The 17692-nt window shown below is 73.7% G+C and carries 16 protein-coding genes; 8 read left to right on the top strand and 8 right to left on the bottom strand.

Annotated elements, in window-relative coordinates; all coding sequences use genetic code 11:
- Positions 1–25: 25 nt before the first annotated feature.
- The gene (locus AB0912_RS03395; RefSeq protein WP_366696224.1) at positions 26–928 is read left to right on the top strand and encodes a ribokinase; all 903 of its coding nucleotides are present in this window, start codon (positions 26–28) and stop codon (positions 926–928) included.
- Positions 925–1314, top strand: coding sequence for a D-ribose pyranase (gene rbsD / locus AB0912_RS03390; RefSeq protein WP_366696223.1), 390 nt, complete (start codon positions 925–927; stop codon positions 1312–1314). The genes AB0912_RS03395 and rbsD overlap by 4 nt, the downstream gene beginning before the upstream one ends.
- Before the next feature lie 353 nt (positions 1315–1667).
- Here rbsD and AB0912_RS03385 read toward each other — a convergent pair whose 3' ends face one another.
- The 3 genes from AB0912_RS03385 to AB0912_RS03375 are packed head-to-tail and all read right to left on the bottom strand — an operon-like array spanning position 1668 to position 4800.
- The gene (locus tag AB0912_RS03385; RefSeq protein ID WP_366696222.1) at positions 1668–2498 is read right to left on the bottom strand and encodes a sugar phosphate isomerase/epimerase family protein; all 831 of its coding nucleotides are present in this window, start codon (positions 2496–2498) and stop codon (positions 1668–1670) included.
- Entirely contained in the window at positions 2495–3652 is a 1158-nt protein-coding gene (locus AB0912_RS03380; RefSeq protein ID WP_366696221.1) for a dihydrodipicolinate synthase family protein, read from the bottom strand. Before AB0912_RS03380 ends, AB0912_RS03385 begins: the two co-directional genes overlap by 4 nt.
- The gene (locus AB0912_RS03375) at positions 3649–4800 is read right to left on the bottom strand and encodes a Gfo/Idh/MocA family oxidoreductase (RefSeq protein ID WP_366696220.1); all 1152 of its coding nucleotides are present in this window, start codon (positions 4798–4800) and stop codon (positions 3649–3651) included. The genes AB0912_RS03380 and AB0912_RS03375 overlap by 4 nt, the downstream gene beginning before the upstream one ends.
- A gap of 419 nt (positions 4801–5219) precedes the next feature.
- Between AB0912_RS03375 and AB0912_RS03370 the strand changes: the two genes are divergently transcribed.
- Positions 5220–6269, top strand: a complete 1050-nt coding sequence (locus AB0912_RS03370) for a LacI family DNA-binding transcriptional regulator (protein WP_366696219.1) — start codon at positions 5220–5222, stop codon at positions 6267–6269.
- 106 nt (positions 6270–6375) lie between these two features.
- Positions 6376–7215: a sugar phosphate isomerase/epimerase family protein gene (locus AB0912_RS03365; RefSeq protein ID WP_366696218.1), complete on the top strand. Its 840-nt coding sequence runs from the start codon at positions 6376–6378 to the stop codon at positions 7213–7215.
- Positions 7216–7408: 193 nt separating this feature from the next.
- Here the strand turns inward: AB0912_RS03365 and AB0912_RS03360 are convergent, their stop codons facing one another.
- Positions 7409–8014: an alpha/beta hydrolase gene (locus AB0912_RS03360; protein WP_366696217.1), complete on the bottom strand. Its 606-nt coding sequence runs from the start codon at positions 8012–8014 to the stop codon at positions 7409–7411.
- Between the two features lie 49 nt (positions 8015–8063).
- Between AB0912_RS03360 and AB0912_RS03355 the strand changes: the two genes are divergently transcribed.
- Positions 8064–9014, top strand: a complete 951-nt coding sequence (locus tag AB0912_RS03355) for a LysR family transcriptional regulator (RefSeq protein ID WP_366696216.1) — start codon at positions 8064–8066, stop codon at positions 9012–9014.
- 1 nt (position 9015) lies between these two features.
- Here AB0912_RS03355 and AB0912_RS03350 read toward each other — a convergent pair whose 3' ends face one another.
- Together AB0912_RS03350 and AB0912_RS03345 are read right to left on the bottom strand one after the other, a co-directional pair.
- Entirely contained in the window at positions 9016–10368 is a 1353-nt protein-coding gene (locus AB0912_RS03350) for a Gfo/Idh/MocA family oxidoreductase (protein WP_366696214.1), read from the bottom strand.
- A 54-nt stretch (positions 10369–10422) separates the two neighbouring features.
- Positions 10423–11400, bottom strand: coding sequence for an EamA family transporter (locus AB0912_RS03345; RefSeq protein ID WP_366696212.1), 978 nt, complete (start codon positions 11398–11400; stop codon positions 10423–10425).
- A 141-nt stretch (positions 11401–11541) separates the two neighbouring features.
- Here AB0912_RS03345 and AB0912_RS03340 point away from each other — a divergent pair, with 141 nt between their 5' ends.
- From AB0912_RS03340 to AB0912_RS03330, 3 genes are all read left to right on the top strand, one after another.
- Entirely contained in the window at positions 11542–12453 is a 912-nt protein-coding gene (locus tag AB0912_RS03340; RefSeq protein ID WP_366696210.1) for a LysR family transcriptional regulator, read from the top strand.
- Between the two features lie 536 nt (positions 12454–12989).
- The gene (locus AB0912_RS03335; protein WP_366696208.1) at positions 12990–14879 is read left to right on the top strand and encodes a glycoside hydrolase family 3 protein; all 1890 of its coding nucleotides are present in this window, start codon (positions 12990–12992) and stop codon (positions 14877–14879) included.
- A gap of 112 nt (positions 14880–14991) precedes the next feature.
- Entirely contained in the window at positions 14992–15624 is a 633-nt protein-coding gene (locus AB0912_RS03330) for a hypothetical protein (protein ID WP_366696206.1), read from the top strand.
- A gap of 24 nt (positions 15625–15648) precedes the next feature.
- Here the strand turns inward: AB0912_RS03330 and AB0912_RS03325 are convergent, their stop codons facing one another.
- Together AB0912_RS03325 and AB0912_RS03320 are read right to left on the bottom strand one after the other, a co-directional pair.
- Positions 15649–17112, bottom strand: a complete 1464-nt coding sequence (locus tag AB0912_RS03325; RefSeq protein ID WP_366696204.1) for a S28 family serine protease — start codon at positions 17110–17112, stop codon at positions 15649–15651.
- A 175-nt stretch (positions 17113–17287) separates the two neighbouring features.
- A complete protein-coding gene (locus AB0912_RS03320) occupies positions 17288–17677 on the bottom strand; it encodes a hypothetical protein (RefSeq protein ID WP_366696202.1) in 390 nt (129 codons plus the stop codon).
- Between the last annotated feature and the right edge of the window lie 15 nt (positions 17678–17692).

Raw genomic sequence — 17692 nt, 5'->3', positions numbered from 1 at the left:
ACTCATCTGCGCAGGGAGACAGTTCATGTACGACTACGACCTTCTGGTCGTGGGATCGGCCAACGCCGATCTGGTGGTCCGGGTCGAACGGCGGCCGGCCGCGGGCGAGACGGTGCTCGGCTCCGACCTCGTCGTCCACCCGGGCGGGAAGGGCGCCAACCAGGCGGTCGCCGCCGCCCGGCTCGGGGCGCGCACGGCGCTGCTGGCGCGGGTCGGCGACGACGGGCACGGCCGGCTGCTGCTGGACGCGCAGCGCGCGGCCGGTGTCGACACGGTCGGCGTGCTCGTCGGCGGCGCCCCGACCGGCGTCGCGCTGATCACGGTGGACCCTTCCGGGGACAACAGCATCGTGGTGTCCCCGGGCGCAAACGGCCGCCTCGCCCCCGAGGACGTACGGGCCGCCGGGAGCCTCTTCCAGGCGTCCCGGGTGGTGTCGGCCCAGCTGGAGATCCCGCTGGAGACGGTCGTCCAGGTCGTACGGAGTCTCGCGGACGGCGGCCGGTTCGTACTGAACCCGTCGCCGCCGCGCCCGCTGCCCCGCGAGGTGCTCGCCGCCTGTGACCCGCTGATCGTGAACGAGCACGAGGCGCGGGTGATCGCCGGTGACGGCCTCGGGGACTCCCCGGAGGACTGGGCGAGGGCGCTGCTCGCGCTCGGCCCGCGTTCGGTGGTGATCACGCTGGGTGCGGCGGGCGCGCTGGTGGCGGAGCGGGCGGGCGCCCGGGTCCGGGTCCCGTCGGTGCCGGTCGAGGCCGTGGACACGACGGGCGCGGGTGACGCGTTCACCGCCGCGCTGGCCTGGCGGCTGGGGCGCGGCGAGTCCCTGACGGAGGCCGCCGGGTACGCGGCGCGGGTCGGGGCGGTCGCGGTCACCCGGGCCGGGGCGCAGGAGTCCTTCCCGACCGCCGAGGAGGTGGCCGCCCGGTGAAGCGGGCCGGAATCCTGAACCGTCATCTGGCGGGCGCGATCGCCGAGTTGGGGCACGGGGACGGGGTGCTGGTGTGCGACGCGGGGCTGCCCGTCCCGGCGGGGCCGCGCCTGGTCGACCTGGCGTTCCGGGCGGGCGTGCCGTCCTTCGCGGAGGTACTGGACGGGCTGCTGGCCGAACTGGTGGCGGAGGGCGGCACGGCGGCACGCGAGATACGCGGGGCGAATCCGGCGGCGGCAGAGCTGCTGGAGACCCGGTTGCCCGGCCTCGAACTGGTCGGCCACGAGGAGCTGAAGTCCCTCGCGGCGACCGCGCGCCTCGTGGTCCGCACGGGCGAGGCCACGCCGTACGCGAACGTGCTGCTGCGGTGTGGGGTGTTCTTCTGACCCGGCGTGGTCTTCCGACCGGGCGCGTTCTTCCGACCGGGCGCGCTCTTCCGACCTGGCGTGTTCTCCCGGCCTCGCGGCGGTGACACGCGCGGGCGGTGCCCGGGAAAGGGCGGGCAGCGACCGGCGAACGGCGGGCGCCGCTCGCGGCGAGCGCGTCCGGGGCGGGCTCGGCGGAAATGTTTCGAGGGGCCCGGTCCGTCGACCGAGCCCCTCGGGTTTCCCCTCCGTATCAGAACCCCGCGATCCCCCCAGATCCCCCCCAGGTGTCCTGATGCCAAGTACGACCCGCCAAGTGCGGGAAGGGTTGCACGGACTTCCGAAGTTTTTTTCCCGGGGGCCGGAACCGCTGGTCAGACGGCGTGCGCCAGGAAGCGGACCGCCGTTTCGGCGAGCACCTCGTGGCCGTCGCGGGCCCACAGGGCGTCGTTGAAGAGTTCCACCTCGACGGGCCCGGTGTACCCGGCCGCCTCGACGTACCCGCGCCACTCCCGGAAGTCGATCGCGCCGTCGCCGAGTTGACCGCGTCCGTTGAGGACGCCCTCGGGCAGCGGCGTCGTCCAGTCGGCGAGCTGGAAGGTGTGGATGCGGCCGGTGGCGCCCGCGCGGGCGATCTGCGCGGGCGCCGTGTCGTCCCACCAGAGGTGGTACGTGTCGACGGCGACGCCCACCTGTTCGGCGGGGAACCGTTCGGCGAGGTCGAGGGCCTGCGCGAGGGTGGAGACCACGCAGCGGTCGGCGGCGAACATCGGGTGCAGCGGTTCGATGGCGAGACGCACGCCCCGCGCGGCGGCGTACGGGCCCAGCTCGCCGAGCGCGTCGGCGATCCGCTCGCGGGCGCCGCGCAGGTCCTTCGAGCCCGCCGGCAGTCCGCCCGACACCAGGACCAGGGTGTCCGTGCCCAGGGTGGCGGCCTCGTCGACCGCGGCGCGGTTGTCGTCCAGGGCCGCCGCCCGCTCGGCCGGGTCGAGGGCGGTGAGGAAGCCGCCCCGGCACAGCGTGGTCACGGTCAGACCGGCGTCGCGGACCAGTGCGGCCGCCGCCCCGACGCCGTACGCCCGGACGGGTTCGCGCCAGAGGCCGACCCCTCGGACGCCGAGCGCCAGGCAGGACTTGACGAGGTCGGGCAGGGAGAGCTGCTTGACCGTCATCTGGTTGACGGAGAACCGGTCGAGGCCGTTCACGAGGTCACCCCGTAGACGGCCAGCAGGCTCTTCATCCGGGTCTCGGCGCGCTCCGGGTCGGGGAACAGGCCGAGCCCGTCGGCCAGTTCGTAGACGCGGGCGAGGTGCGGCAGGGAGCGGGCCGACTGGAGTCCGCCGACCATCGTGAAGTGCTCCTGGTGACCGGCGAGCCAGGCCAGCAGGACGACACCGGTCTTGTAGAAGCGGGTCGGGGGCTGGAACAGGTGGCGGGACAACTCCACGGTGGGGTCGAGGAGTTCGCGGAAGCCCTTGGCGTCGCCGGTGTCCAGGACGCGTACGGCCTGTGCGGCGACCGGGCCGAGCGGGTCGAAGATGCCGAGCAGGGCGTGGCTGAAGCCTTGCTCGTCGCCCGCGATCAGCTCGGGGTAGTTGAAGTCGTCGCCGGTGTAGCAGCGGACGCCGTCCGGGAGGCGGCGGCGCAGTTCGACCTCGCGGCGGGCGTCCAGCAGGGACACCTTGACGCCGTCCACCTTGTCCGGGTGAGCGGCGATGACCTGGAGGAACACCTCGGTCGCCGCGTCGAGGCGGTCCGCGCCCCAGTAGCCCTCCAGGGCCGGGTCGAACATCGGGCCGAGCCAGTGCAGGATCACCGGCTCGGCGGCCTGGCGGAGCAGGTGGCCGTAGACGTCGAGATAGTCCTCGGGTCCGCCGGCCGTCGCCGCGAGCGCGCGGGAGGCCATCAGGATCGCCTGGGCGCCCGACTCCTCGACGAGGGCGAGCTGTTCCTCGTACGCGGCCCGGACCTCCGCGAGAGTGGCGGGGCCGTCGAGCTGGTCGGTGCCGACACCGCAGGCGATGGCGCCGCCGGCGGCGCGGGCCTCGGCGGCGGAGCGGCGGATCAGCTCGGCGGCGGACGGCCAGTCCAGGCCCATGCCGCGCTGCGCGGTGTCCATCGCCTCGGCGACCCCGAGGCCGTGGGACCACAGGTGGCGGCGGAAGGCGAGGGTGGCGTCCCAGTCGACGGCGGCGGGCCCGCCGGGCGAGACGTCGGCGTACGGATCGGCGACGACGTGCGCGGCCGAGAAGACGGTACGGGAGACGAGGGGCGCGCCGCCGGGGAGGACGGCGAGGGGGTCGGTGCGCGGCTCGTAGGTGCGCGGGCGGCCGTCGGCGCCGGGGAGTCGGATGGTCACAGCGTGATCTCCGGTACGGCGAGACGGCGGCCCTCGGCCGAGGACTTCAGGCCCAGTTCGGCGAGCTGCACTCCGCGGGCGCCGGCCAGCAGGTCCCAGTGGTAGGGGGCGTCCGTGTAGACGTGCCGCAGGAACAGCTCCCACTGGGCCTTGAAGCCGTTGTCGAACTCGGCGTTGTCGGGGACCTCCTGCCACTGGTCGCGGAAGGAGTAGGTGGCCGGGATGTCCGGGTTCCAGACGGGCTTGGGGGTCGTGGCGCGGTGCTGGACCCGGCAGTTGCGCAGTCCGGCGACGGCCGATCCCTCGGTGCCGTCGACCTGGAACTCCACCAGTTCGTCGCGGTTGACGCGTACCGCCCAGGAGGAGTTGATCTGGGCGATCGCGCCGCCCTCCAGCTCGAAGATGCCGTAGGCGGCGTCGTCGGCGGTGGCGTCGTAGGGCTTGTCCCGCTCGTCCCAGCGCTGCGGCACGTGGGTGGCGGTGAGCGCCTGCACCGAGGTGACCCGGCCGAACAGCTCGTGCAGGACGTACTCCCAGTGCGGGAACATGTCCACGACGATGCCGCCGCCGTCCTCGGAGCGGTAGTTCCACGAGGGGCGCTGGGCCTGCTGCCAGTCGCCCTCGAAGACCCAGTAGCCGAACTCCCCGCGCACCGACAGCACACGGCCGAAGAAGCCGCCGTCCAGCAGCCGCTTGAGCTTGAGCAGGCCGGGGAGGAAGAGCTTGTCCTGGACGACGCCGTGCTTGACGCCGGCGGTGTGCGCGAGGCGGGCGAGTTCGAGGGCGCCTTCGAGGCCGGTGGAGGTCGGCTTCTCGGTGTAGACGTGCTTGCCGGCGGCGATCGCCTTGCGCAGCGCCTCCTCGCGGGCGGAGGTGACCTGGGCGTCGAAGTACAGCTCGACGTCCGGGTCGGCGAGGACCGCGTCGAGATCGGTCGACCAGTGGTCGAGGCCGTGCCGCTCGGCGAGGGCCCGCAGGGCGGCTTCGCGGCGGCCGACGAGGACGGGTTCGGGCCACAGCACGGTGCCGTCGCCCAGGTCGAGTCCGCCCTGCTCGCGCAGGGCGAGGATCGAGCGGACGAGGTGCTGGCGGTAGCCCATGCGCCCCGTCACGCCGTTCATGGCGATACGCACCGTCTTGCGTGTCACGTCGTTCCCTTCGTACGCGTCGGGCGCCGCGCCCGCTCGGCAAGAGCGTGACAGCAAGCGCTTTCTATGCGGGGAGAAGCTAGCCTCTGTGCACTGGTCGGGACAAGGGTGTCTCGGGGGCGAGTTGTTCGGGGCGGCCGGGTGGTTGTGGGGGTCGTAAGGTCTGCACGGGCCCTGGACCTCGGGGCTTGGGCCTCGCGGCTGGACCTCGGGGCTTGGAGCTTGCCCCCTGAAGCCTGGACCTCTGGCTCGGCCGCGGGGCGTGACATGGCAGGACGCCGCACGGCGCCGCACGAGGACGTAACCGCCGTACGGCGGGACGGCTCGACCGCCGCACGACGAGGTACGGCAGGACGATGTGACCGCCGCACGACGAGGTGTGGCGGGACGCGCGACCGGAATGACCGGAGGACGACGAGATGACGGTGACCCTGGCGGACGTGGCGGCCCGCGCGCAGGTCTCTCCCGCGACGGTGTCGCGCGTGCTGAACGGGAACTATCCCGTGGCCTCCGCGACCCGGGAGCGGGTGCTGCGCGCGGTGGACGAGCTGGACTACGTGCTGAACGGTCCCGCCAGTTCCCTGGCCGCCGCGACCTCCGACCTCGTCGGCATCCTGGTCAACGACATCGCCGACCCCTTCTTCGGGGTCATGGCCGCCGCGATCCAGTCCGAGATCGGCGGTCCCGGGGGTCGCGCGGGCGGGGAGCGGCTCGGGGTCGTGTGCAACACCGGCGGCTCCCCGGAGCGCGAACTCACCTACCTCACGCTCCTTCAGCGCCAACGCGCCGCAGCGGTGGTCCTCACCGGCGGGGCGATCGAGAACGCGGGGCACGCCGCGGCCGTCGCCGCGAAGCTGCGCCGGCTGGCGGAGGCGGGGACCCGGGTGGTGCTGTGCGGACGGCCGCCCATGCCGGACGCGCCGGAGGCGATCGCGCTCACCTTCGACAACCGTGGCGGCGGCCGGCAGCTCACCGGCCATCTGCTCGGCCTCGGTCACCGGCGGCTCGGCTACATCGCGGGCCCCGAGGAGCGGACGACGACGCGTCACCGGCTGGAGGGACACCGGGCCGCGCTCGCCGCGCAGGGTGTCGAGGACGCTCCGCGGCTGACCGTGCACGGCCGCTACGACCGCCGTTCCGGTTACGAGGCGACCCTCGAACTCCTGCGCCGTGAACCGGAATTGACCGCTGTCGTCGCCGCGAACGACACGGTGGCGCTGGGTGCCTGCGCGGCGCTGCGCGACTCCGGGCTGCGCATCCCGGAGGACGTGTCCGTGGTGGGCTTCGACGACCTGCCGTTCAGCGTCGACGCGGTACCGGCCCTGACGACCGTACGACTTCCGCTGTCCGAGGCGGGTGCGCGGGCGGGCCGGGTCGCCATGGGCCGCGAGGAGCCGCCGCCGGGCGGGATCGCCACGGTGCGGGGGGAGTTGATGGTGCGGGGGTCCAGCGGGGCTCCCCGGGGATGACACTCCCCCCGGCGCCCTGGAGGAGCTTTCCGGCGCCCTGGAGGGGCTTCCCGGCGTCCCGGGCGAGGCCTTGGTCGGCCGCCGCGCAGGACGTAGGGTCCCGCCCATGAAACTGGCGTTCTCCACTCTCGGTGTGCCCGGGCTGCCCGTCGCGGATGTCGTCCAGCTTGCCGTGGCGCACGGCTATCAGGGGGTGGAACTGCGGGCGCACCCCGAGGAGCCCGTGCATCCCGGGATCGGCGCGGACGAACGGGCTGCCGTGGCGGCCAAGTTCGCGGCGGCCGGGATCGAGGTGCTCGGGGTCGCCGGGTATGCGCGGGTCGCGGCGCCGGGCGAGGACGCGCCGGTACTGGCGGAGATACGTGAACTCCTGCGCCTGGCCAGGGACTTGAACGCCCCGTTCATCCGGGTCTTCCCCGGCGGTGACCCGGGGGCGGATACGGAGGAGTCGGACGCGAGGGCGGCACGACGGCTCGGGGCCGCCGCGGAGTACGCCGCCGGCCTCGGCGTACGCGTCCTGCTGGAGACGCACGACTCGCACCGCACCGGCGCCGACGCGATCCGGGTCCTCGGCAAGGTCGGCCACCACCACGTCGGTTCGCTGTGGGACGTGATGCACACCTGGCTGGGCGGCGAGGACCCCGCCGAGACCTACCCCGCCCTGTCCCCCTTCCTCGGCTACACCCAGGTGAAGGACATCGCCTCCGCCGAGGACACCACCCCGCTCCCCCTCGGCGCGGGCGTCCTCCCCCTGGCCGCGTGCGTCGACACCCTCGTCCGGAACGGCTGCTTGGACGGCTGGCTGTGCTGGGAGTACGAGAAGCGGTGGTACGAGTCGGCGGCACCGCTGGAGGGGCTGTTGGGGGCCGGGCGGGAGTACCTCGACCGGTTGGTGAGCGGGACCGGGAAGGGGGGTGGGGACGCGACACGGTCCCGGCCCAGCTAAGGCGGCGCGCCAGCGCGTCCGGTGCCGGTACGGTTACCGATCTCCGTTGCCGGGCGCATGACCGCGGCTCGTCGCCGGATGGCCCCTGGCAGCCTTGGGGGCCGCGACCAGCGGCCGTCCCACCATGACCACCGACGGCATCGCCTACCCGCCACCGGAACGCGGGTGACGCGACGGCCGGCGGGACTCCGCCTCACCCCGTACCCGTAACCCGCGCCGAGCCGTCGAAGCACCAGTCGAGGACGGACGGCCAGGGCCCGTACCCGGCGTTCAGGTCGAGGTGTCCGGCGCCGGGGAGGATCTCCGTCGGTAGGGACAGGGGTGTGCCGTAGAGCGTGTCGGCGCCCTCGGGGCAGTACGGGTCGTTGTCGCCCGCGACCAGGCGGGTCGGGGCGGGAAGGGTGCGCAGGTCGAGTCCGGCCGGGGTGAACGCGGCGATCTCCGGGTGGCCCGCGAGGACGGCGGGCGACGGCGGGGCGACGAGCAGGACCCGGTCGACGGTGTCCAGGCCCGGCAGCGCGCGGGCGGCGGCGTGCAGCCAGAGCACGGCGGACGCGCTGTGCGCGAGCACCACCCGCTCGGTGCCGTCCAGCTCCCCCAGGTGGCGGGCGAACTCGGTCAGCCACACCTCCGGGTCCGGCGTGTCGGGGTCCGGGAGCTGCGGGTACACGACGTGCTGGCCGCGCTCCGCGAGCCGGCCGGCCAGCCAGTGCTGCCAGTGTCCGGCCGGCCGGCGGTTTTGCCAGCCGTGCAGGATCAGGAAGGAGCGCCGGGTCTCGCCAGGGGTGTCCTTGGTCATGGGGTGATCGTTTCCGATCGCGGAGGATCGGTCCAGTTAATCTTTTGGAGTGGGAAACACAAGCCAGGGCTTCAGTTTCGATCTGCGGCGGCTCGGTGTGCTGCGGGAGCTGCGGCGGCGGGGCAGTCTGGCGCGTACCGCCGAGGCCCTGCACCTGACACCCTCCGCCGTCTCGCAGCAGATCGCCGCGCTCGCCCGCGAGGTGGACGCGCCGCTGACCGAACGGGACGGGCGGGGCGTCCGGCTGACCGGGCAGGCCCGGGTGCTGCTGGCGCACGCCGATCTGATCGCCGCCCAACTGGAGCGTGCCCGCGCCGACTTGGCGGCCTATGACACGGGCGGCCGGGGAACGGTCACGGTCGGCTGCTTCTCCAGCGGCATCCTCGGGCTCCTCCCGGATGCGCTGACACGGCTGGCGGACCGCCTGCCGCACGTGCGGATCGACGTGGTCGAGGCGGAGCCGCCGGACCTGTTCACCGCGCTGGACGCCGGGCAGGTCGACCTGGCCGTGGCCGTCGACTTCGCCGCCGCTCCCCCGCACACCGACCGGCGCTACCACCGCGTCGACCTGCTCCGCGACGTCCTGGACCTGGCACTGCCCACCGGGCACCGGCTCGCGGGCGGCGGCCCGGTCGACCTGGGGGACCTCGCGGGCGAGCCCTGGATCATCGGCGACCCGGCCAGTTGCTGCGGGGCGGTGGCCCGGTCGGTCTGTGCCGCCGCCGGTTTCACCCCGGACGTGCGGCACGCGGTCGACGACTGGGGAGCCCTGGCCGCGCTGGTCGAGGCGGGCCGGGGAGTGGCGCTGATCCCGCGGCTCGTCCGGCCGCTCTACGAACGGCGCCGGCTGGCCCTGCTGGACGTCCTGGGCGCGCGGCCGTCCCGGAACGTGTTCGCCGCCGTCCGCGCGGGCGCGGAGACCGACCCGGTACTGACCGCCGTACGGGAACAACTGCGGCTGACAGCGGCGGAGTTGGCGGGCCGGGCGGGGCCGGTGTAGCTCAGACGGTTTCCACCGTGCCCGCGTGCCGGGCGCGTTCGGCCGCCAGGACGGTGAGGTGGCTGGTCAGGGACTCGTGGGGGCCGGACTTCACCAGGCCGGGGTCCTTGGTGGCGACCGCCGCGACGAAGGCGTCCATCAGCCCGGCGTCGCCCCCGCCGTGACCGCCCGCCGCGTCCATCGCGCCCGTGAGGCCGAGGTCGACGGGCTGTTCGGTCCGGGTCAGGAAGTCGTAGACGCTCACGTTCGCGCCGTCGCCGCGCAGTTCGCCCCGGGTGCCGAAGATCCGGGTCCGGCGGTCGGCCTGTTCGGTGAACGCCGTCATGGTGAACGTGGCGGTGGCCCCGGAGGCGAACTCCATCGACACCACCTGATGGTCCACCACGTCGTTGTCGCAGGCGTACACGCACCGCCCGTACGGGCCCTCGCGCAGGGCCGTCTCCAGCGCCTTCGGGGTGAACTCGTCGACGAGCACGGCGAGCGGCCAGTGGTGTTCGCCCCGGGCGAGCCGGTCGCCGTACTCCCGCCGGGCGGAGTAGGGGCAGTCGGGCTCCACCGCGCAGTCCAGGCAGCGGTCGGCGGCGCCCTCCGGCCGGTTCTCCGGGCGGAAGTGCGAGAGGCGGCCGAAACTGGAGACGCGGACGGGCGGTTGGCCGATGACGTACTGCAACCAGTCGATGTCGTGGCAGGACTTGGCCATCAGCATCGACGTCGCCTCCTTCGTGCTGCGCCAGTTGCCGCGTACGAAGGAGTGCGCCTGGTGCCAGAAGCCCACCGGTTCCAGGTGCTGGACGTTGACGACGTCGCCGATCCGCCCGGAGTCCACGACCTCCTTCACCGCGCGGGTGTAGGGCGTGTAGCGCAGCACGTGCCCGACGGCGAGGATCACCCCCGCCCGCTCCACCGCCGCCACGATCCGGCGGCACTCGTCCTCGGTGAGGGCCATCGGCTTCTCCAGCAGGATGTGGTAGCCGAGGGCGGCGAACTCCAGGACGGGTTCGAGGTGTTCGCGGTCGAGGGTGCAGATCAGCACGGCGTCCGCGATCCGGCCGCGCGCGGCGAGATCCCGCCAGTCCGCGACGGCGGCGGCCGGTTCCAGCGCGTGGGCGGCGGCGAACCGGCGGCGGCGCGGCTCGCGGGGTTCGGCCACGGCCACCACCCGGGCCCGCCCGGAGTGCTCCAGCGCCCAGCGCGCGTGCCGGGTCCCCCGGTCACCGGCGCCCACGACGGCGAGCGTGACGACCGGGCCGGGACCGGCGGTGGCCTCGGCGGTGAGGGTGGCGGTGGCCCCGGCGGTGGCGGTGGCCCCGGCGGGCGCGGTGGCTTCGGCCGTGGCGGTGGCTTCGGAGGGCATCGGTGGGCTTTCCCGGTCGGGTCGCAGGCGCGGTAAGCGCTGTCTGCCGGAACGCTAACCGTCGGCACCGGGCCCGACAAGGGCGTCCGCCGACGCGCCCGGCCCCGGCCGGACGTCCGGCCGGGGCGGGATTCCCCGGCCGGCCGGGGTGTCCGTGCCCGCCCGAGGCGCCCGGGCCGCCCGGGGCGTCCGCGATGTCAGGGCGACGCCGCCCACCAGCAGGGCCGCCGCCGCCCAGCGCGGCGGGCTGACGGACTCGCCGAGGAACAGGGCCGCCGACGACATCCCGAAGACCGGGACGAGGAGGGAGAAGGGAGCGACGGTGGACGCCGGGTGCCGGTGCAGCAGCCAGCCCCAGGCGCCGAAGCCGAACACGGTGGTGATCCAGGCGACGTAGACGACGACCCCCGCGCCCTGCCAGTCCAGGTCGCGCAGCGCGTCGAGGTCGCGGGCGGGACCCTCGGTGAGCAGCGAGAGGCCGAGCAGCGGGAGCACGGGGACGGTACTCACCCACACCATGAAGTTGAGCGGGTCGGGCGGGGACGCCTTGCGGGTGAGGACGTTGGACACGCCCCAGCAGGCCGCCGCCGCGATGACCAGGGCGAAGGCGCCGAGCGGTCCCGCCGTGCCCTCGTCGACGGCGGCGAGGGCCACCCCGCACAGGGCCACCGCCATGCCCGTCACCCGCACACGGGAGGGGCGTTCACCGAGGAAGGCGAAGGCGATCAGGGCCGTGAACACCGCCTGGATCTGGAGCACCAGGGAGGACAGGCCCGCGGGCATCCCGGCGTCCATGCCGATGAAGAGCAGCCCGAACTTGGCGACGCCTAGGGCGAGTCCCACGGCCACGATCCACTTCCACGCCACCTTGGGGCGGCCCACCAGGAACACGGCGGGCAGGGCGGCCACCAGGAAGCGCAGGGCGGAGAAGAGCAGCGGCGGGAAGTGACCGAGGCCGACCTCGATGACGGTGAAGTTCACGCCCCAGACGGCGGCGACGAGGACGGCGAGGGCGATGTGGGTGGGTCGCATGCGTCGAGCATCGGCCGCGATCACCGTGTAGCACCAGCACTGATATCTGCATGGATGGATGAAGCAGCGCTTACGTATGCTGGTGGCCGCGAGCGACACCGCTGCCGGGGGCCGCGAGCGACACCGTAGCCGGGAGGCCTCATGCTCGATCTCCAGCGCCTGCGCGCCCTGCACGCCGTGGCGGTGCACGGCACGGTCGGGGCGGCCGCCGCCTCGCTCGGCTACACCCCGTCCGCCGTGTCGCAGCAGATCGCCAAGCTGGAGCGGGAGACCAGGACGGTTCTGCTGGAGCGGCAGGGGCGCGGTGTCCGGCTCACCGAGCAGGCCGAGCAACTGGCCGCCACGGCGCAGCAGTTGCTGGCGATCGTGGAGCGCGCCGAGACCGAGCTGGAGGAGCGCAGGGGGCTGCCGGCCGGGCGGCTGACGGTCGCCGCGTTCGCCTCCGCCGCGCGCGGTCTGCTGCCCGCCGTACTGGCCGATCTGGCCGCCCGGCATCCGGCGCTGGACACCCGGCTGACGGAGGTCGACCCGCATCTGTCCGTCGACCTGGTGGCCCGGGGCGCGGTCGATCTCGCGGTCGCGCACGACTGGGACATCGCGCCGCTGCCCGCGCCGCCCGGGGTGGAGCAGGCGGCGATCGGGGAGGACCTGTGCGATCTGCTCGTGCCCGCCGGGCATCCCTTCGCCGGGCGGGCCTCGGTACGGCGCGAGGACCTGGGCGGCGAGCGGTGGATCTGCCAGCCGCCGGGGCGGGTCTGCCACGACTGGCTGGTCCGTACGCTGCGCGCGGCCGGCTGTGAGCCGGACATCGTCCACCAGGCGGACGAGAACCCGACGCTGGTCGCCCTGGTGGCGGCGGGTCTCGGCGTCGCCCTCATCCCCCGGCTCGGCCGGGGCCCGCTGCCCGCCGGGGTCGTGGAGGTCCCGCTCGACCCGCTGCCCGTGCGCCGGCTGTACGCGCTGTGGCGCTCGGGCGCGGCGCGCCGGCCGGCCATCGCCGAGACGGTCCGCACACTCCAGTCCCACTGGCCCACAGCCTCGACCCATCCCTGACCGACACACGCGCCGGAGCCGGGGCCTGCCTCGCCCCGCAGGGGCAACCAGGCAAGCAGGGGCACGCACGAGGAACTCGCGGCGCGACCCCCACCGGCTCCCCGGGCACGAACAAGCCCCTTCGAAGCCCCGGCACGGACGGCTTCCGCGAAGCCCCGGCACGGACGGCTTCCGCGAAGCCCCGGCACGGACGACCCCCGCGAAGCCGCGGCACGGGCACCCCCGACCCGCGTGCCCCACCCGTCCCGACTTCCGGCAGTCCGGGCGATTCGGGGAACCCGGGGTGCCCCCGGTTCGTCCCATTCGCGTGTTGTCGGACGAGTCTCCGCAGAGCGGTGTCGGCCTCGCTGCTGGCTGCGATCGCTGACCTACCCTCTCCGCCGCCTGCGGCCGGCAGCACGCCGTCACCGGCGCGCCCCCCTCCAACTGCGCCGGTGACGGCCCTCCTCCCGTTACTGTGCACACCCTTGACTGGAAGAAACTTCCTGGATATCCAGGGCTCCTTGGAAGTTTCCTTCACGAGGGAAGGAGCGCTTGTGCGCGACTCCAGCACGGGAAGCACAGAAGGCACGGGAAGCACCGCACCACAGCCCGGACCGGCCGGCCCGGACACACCGTCAAGACCCAGCCGGCGTACGGTCCTCGCCGCGACGGCGGGCGTTACCGCGGCCCTGGCCACGGGTCCCGTCGCCCACGCGGCCGGCCCGCGCGCCCCGCACGGCGACAGGGAACTGCGCGCCCTCATCTCCCGTATGACCCTGGAGGAGAAGGTCGGCCAGCTCTTCGTGATGCGGGTCTACGGCCATTCGGCCACCGCTCCCGACCAGGCCGACATCGACGCCAACCTCGCGGAGATCGGCGTCCGGACGGCCGAGGAACTGATCGCCAAATACCGGGTCGGCGGCATCATCTACTTCGCCTGGGCGCACAACACCCGCGACCCGCACCAGATCGCCGGTCTGTCGAACGGCATCCAGCGGGCCTCGCTCGGCCGGCCGCGCGGTCTGCCCGTGCTGATCGCCACGGACCAGGAGCACGGGATAGTGGCCCGGGTGGGCAAGCCCGCGACGCTGTTCCCGGGCGCGATGGCGCTGGGAGCCGGCGGTTCGCGGTCCGACGCCCGGACGGTGGGCGCGCTCAGCGGCGCCGAACTGCGCGCGATCGGCATCCGCCAGGACTACTCCACGGACGCCGACGTGAACGTCAACCCGGCCAACCCGGTGATCGGCGTGCGCTCCTTCGGCGCCGACCCGGACGCGGTGGCGGGGCTGGTGGCGGCCGAGGTGAAGGGCTATCAGGCCTCCGGCGTGGCGGCGACGGCCAAGCACTTCCCCGGGCACGGTGACACGGCCGTCGACAGCCACTTCGGCTTCCCGGTCATCACCCACACCCGCGAGGTGTGGGAGAAACTCGACGCCGTGCCGTTCCGGGCCGCGATCCGCGCCGGCATCGACTCGATCATGACCGCGCACATCATGGTCCCGGCCCTGGACGACGCCGGCGACCCCGCCACCCTCTCCCACCCGATCCTCACCGGCATCCTGCGCGGCGAACTCGGCTACGACGGAGTGGTGGTGACGGACGCGCTCGGCATGGAGGGCGTGCGGACGAAGTACGGCGACGACCGGGTCCCCGTCCTCGCCCTGAAGGCCGGCGTCGACCAGCTCCTCAACCCGCCGGACCTGCACGTCGCGTGGACCGCGGTGCTGGAGGCGGTACGCGGCGGCGAGCTGACCGAGGCCCGCCTCGACGCGTCGATCCTGCGCATCCTGCGGCTCAAGGCGAAGCTCGGCCTGCTGAGCGACCCGTACGTCAAGGACGCGGCCGTGGACCGGGTGGTGGGCACCCCCGCTCATCTCCGGGCCGCCGACCGGATCGCCGAGCGGACCACCACCCTGCTGGTCAACAAGGAGAAACTGCTGCCGCTGTCCCGGCGGCGCACCCCGAAGGTCCTCGTGGTGGGCGCCGACCCGGCCTCCCCCTCGCTCTCCGACGGCCCGCCCACCACCGTGCTCGCCGGCGCCCTGACCGAACTCGGCTTCACGGCGACCGCCCTGTCCACCGGCACGGCGCCGACGGCGGCGAAGATCACCGAGGCGGTCACGGCGGCGGGCGGCGCGGACGCGGTGGTCGTCGCCACCTACAACGTGACGGCGACGAGTTCGCAGAAGACCCTCGTCGAACGGCTCGTGGCCACCGGCGTCCCGGTGATCGCCGTCTCGGTCCGCAATCCGTACGACGTCGCCCAGCTCCCCGGGGTCGGCGCCTGCGTGGCCGCGTACTCCTGGATCGACGTCGAGGTGCGCGCCGCCGCCCGGGTGATCGCCGGCCGGGTGGAGCCGCGCGGCAAGCTGCCGGTGCCGGTGCAGCGGGCGGACGATCCGGAGCAGGTGCTGTATCCGATCGGGTACGGCCTGACGTACTAGCCGTACGCAGCCCACCCGGCGCCCCACCTCCAACTGCGCCAAAGCGACCGGGATGTCTGGCGTGTGCCCGCCTCGGCGGGTCACGCTGGGCCCCGGGGTATGGGGGTAAGCCATGCGAGCCGGCTCGGTGTTCGGGCGTTGCGCGGGCGGGGCGGGTGCTCTGCTGCTGGTCGCGGCCGTCCTCACGGGGTGCGACCGCTGGTCGGGGGCCGGGACCGCCGAGCCCCGCCCCTCCCCGGCCGCGACGCGTCCGGCGGGATACGGGACGGTCTTCCTCGACCGGGGCGAGTGCAGTTCGTTCGGCACGACCAGCTTCACCGAGGTGCCGTGCGGCAGTGAACGGGCCGCCGCCCGGGTGATCGCCCGTCATGACGGCGGGGTCGCGGACGGGCCGCCCTGCCCGGCGACCACGGACTTCGTCCTGCACATCAGCGAGAGCCGGCCGGCCGCCGACGAGGACGGCGACGGCACGGTCCCGCGGGGCTACGCCTGTATGCGCGGGCTCGAACCCCCGCACCCCGGCGATCCGGGCGGCGGCGGAGGTCCCCGCACGATCGTCGGGGACTGTGTCTACGGCGCGGGCCGCGGCCAGGTCCGGGAGACGGCGTGCGACGGGACGGGCAAGAGGCGCCCGGAGTACCGGGTGACCTCGGCGGTGCGAAGCCGCTCCGACTGCCCGTCCGCCACGGCGCTCTACGTGCAGCTCGGCGGCGCCCGCCCGGTGGGCTGCGCCCGCCCCCTGTGACCGGGAGCGGGCGCGGCACCGGCGTCAGGGACGCAGGGTGATCTCCCGCTCGACGTCACGCCGGTCCAGCTTCGCGTCGTAGCGCGCGAGCGGCCGGGCGGCCGAGGGGTCCGCGGCGACCGCCGCGGGGGCGACGCCCGCCCACTGGAGGATGCGGGCGGCGGCGAGGGCCTTCTGGCCGGCGGCGAGGCCGGCGACGTTGGCGCCGTGGTTCATCCCGGGGGCCGTGAAGACGTAGGAGTCACGCGCGCCGGGGCCGACGCGGAAGCGCTCGGCGCCCCACGGGTCGTTCTGGCCGTAGACGAACAGCATGTGCCGCGCGTGGTGACGGACCCAGGTGTCCACGTCGCGCATCGCGGACCGGTCGAAGCGCATCGGGATGGAGCGCGGCACGAAGTTCCGCGGCGGCTGGTACCCGTAGCGGAGGTACTTCTTCTCGATGTACGGGAAGTGGATCGTGGGCGCGCCGAGCTGGGTGCCCGCCTGGTAGTAGTACGGGGTGTACGGCTCCAGGCCCTGGTCGGTGTAGAAGGAGAAGCCGGAGATCGTGTCGACGGAGTCCCAGATCTCGTCGTCGGTGGCGGAGGCCGCGTTCGCCGGGATGGTGTCGCAGTCGGCGAGCAGGCTGTACTGCCAGAAGCCCCACACGTAGTCGAGGACGACGGCCTCGTAGGCCCGGTCCAGGCTGCCGATGGTGGTGAACGTGTAGCCGTTGTCGGCGGCGTAGGCCGCGTACTTCTTCTCCAGCGGCTCGCGGCGCACCAGGGCCTCGCGCTGCACGGCGTTCAGCCGGTCGCGGCACTCCTTGGTGCCGACCTGGGTGAAGAAGCGGTCGTAGGCGGAGTCCTCGTCGTTGACGACGTCGTTGGGCGCGACGTAGGCGACCACGCCGTCCATGTCGCGCGGGTAGAAGCGCTCGAAGTAGGTGGCGGTCATGCCGCCCTTCGAGCCGCCGGTGGCGATCCATTTCTTGTGGTAGATCGGCTTGAGGGCTTCGAAGACACGGTGCTGGTCGCTGGCCGCCTGCCAGATGTCGAGCTTGGACCAGTCGGCCGGGGCGGGCCGGGACGGTGTGAAGTAGCGGTATTCCAGGGAGACTTGGTTGCCGTCCACGATCTGGGTCGGCTCGCGGCGGCTCGGGGTGGTGGAGACGTTGTAGCCGCCGGTGTAGAAGACCGTGGGGCGTCCGGTGTCCTTGTGCAGCAGCGTGATGCGCTGCTGGAAGGTGCCCTTGGACGGGTGCCGGTGGTCGACCGGCTGGGTGTAGTTCAGGACGAAGAACCGGTAGCCCGGGTAGGGCTTCTCCTCGACGAGGCTCATGCCCGGGACCGCGAGGAGGCGGTCCAGGATGTCGGCCGAGGCCGCCTTTCCGGTGGTGCCGGTGGTGGTGCCGTGGGCCTGTGGCGGGGCCGCGGTGGCGGCTCCGGCCGTGCTCAGTGTGCCTATGAGCACGGTGAGCGCCAGCAGCCATCTGAGCGCCTTGCGCATGCACTCTCCCCTGGGTCGTGGCAGGTGTCCGCCGGAACCTAGCGGAGCAACTGCCGTGACACCAGGGGGTATTGGGCAAACCCTGTGAGCTTGTTGTGACGCCGCCGCACAGGCGGCCACATACGCGACGGCACCCGCGGCCTGCCGACGCTCAGCAGAGAATCCAGCCGGACGCTCAGCAGAGAATCCAGCCGGAGTTGACCGACCCCGGGCCGACCGATCCCTTGAACAGGACGCAGCGGTGGCCCGCGTGGACGGTCACCGGGCCCGCCCGCCGGGCGAAGCGCCCGGAGTCGACCACGGGCCGCCCGCCGCGCGGCTGCACGCTGACGGACATCCGCTTACGGGCGCCCGGAACCCGGGGCACGGTCACCGCGCACACGTAGTCGCCGCGCTTGTAGATCCACACGGACCCCGTCGAGAAGGGCAGGGTGCGCACCTTGCGGCCCGAGCAGAAGGCGGGCGCGGCCTGGGCGCTGCCCGGGGTCACGAGCGCGATCACCACGGCGGCGGCCAGCACGGCCCCGCCGGCCGCCAGCCGCCGCCGTATCGCACCACGCTTCACTCTCGCCCCTTCCGC

The sequence above is a fragment of the Streptomyces sp. NPDC007084 genome, assembly GCF_040703595.1.
GTDB lineage: Bacteria > Actinomycetota > Actinomycetes > Streptomycetales > Streptomycetaceae > Streptomyces.
The sequence above is the reverse complement of the archived record's forward strand: the minus strand, read 5'-3'. Positions and strand labels throughout refer to the sequence as shown.

Bases quoted from the DNA above. Each gene is read 5' to 3' on its own strand.
- AB0912_RS03395 (WP_366696224.1), top strand. From the start codon at position 26: ATGTACGACTACGACCTTCTGGTCGTGGGATCGGCCAACGCCGATCTG.
- AB0912_RS03370 (WP_366696219.1), top strand. From the start codon at position 5,220: ATGACGGTGACCCTGGCGGACGTGGCGGCCCGCGCGCAGGTCTCTCCC.
- AB0912_RS03365 (WP_366696218.1), top strand. From the start codon at position 6,376: ATGAAACTGGCGTTCTCCACTCTCGGTGTGCCCGGGCTGCCCGTCGCG.
- AB0912_RS03360 (WP_366696217.1), bottom strand. From the start codon at position 8,014: ATGACCAAGGACACCCCTGGCGAGACCCGGCGCTCCTTCCTGATCCTG.
- AB0912_RS03350 (WP_366696214.1), bottom strand. From the start codon at position 10,368: ATGCCCTCCGAAGCCACCGCCACGGCCGAAGCCACCGCGCCCGCCGGG.
- AB0912_RS03345 (WP_366696212.1), bottom strand. From the start codon at position 11,400: ATGCGACCCACCCACATCGCCCTCGCCGTCCTCGTCGCCGCCGTCTGG.
- AB0912_RS03340 (WP_366696210.1), top strand. From the start codon at position 11,542: ATGCTCGATCTCCAGCGCCTGCGCGCCCTGCACGCCGTGGCGGTGCAC.
- AB0912_RS03330 (WP_366696206.1), top strand. From the start codon at position 14,992: ATGCGAGCCGGCTCGGTGTTCGGGCGTTGCGCGGGCGGGGCGGGTGCT.
- AB0912_RS03325 (WP_366696204.1), bottom strand. From the start codon at position 17,112: ATGCGCAAGGCGCTCAGATGGCTGCTGGCGCTCACCGTGCTCATAGGC.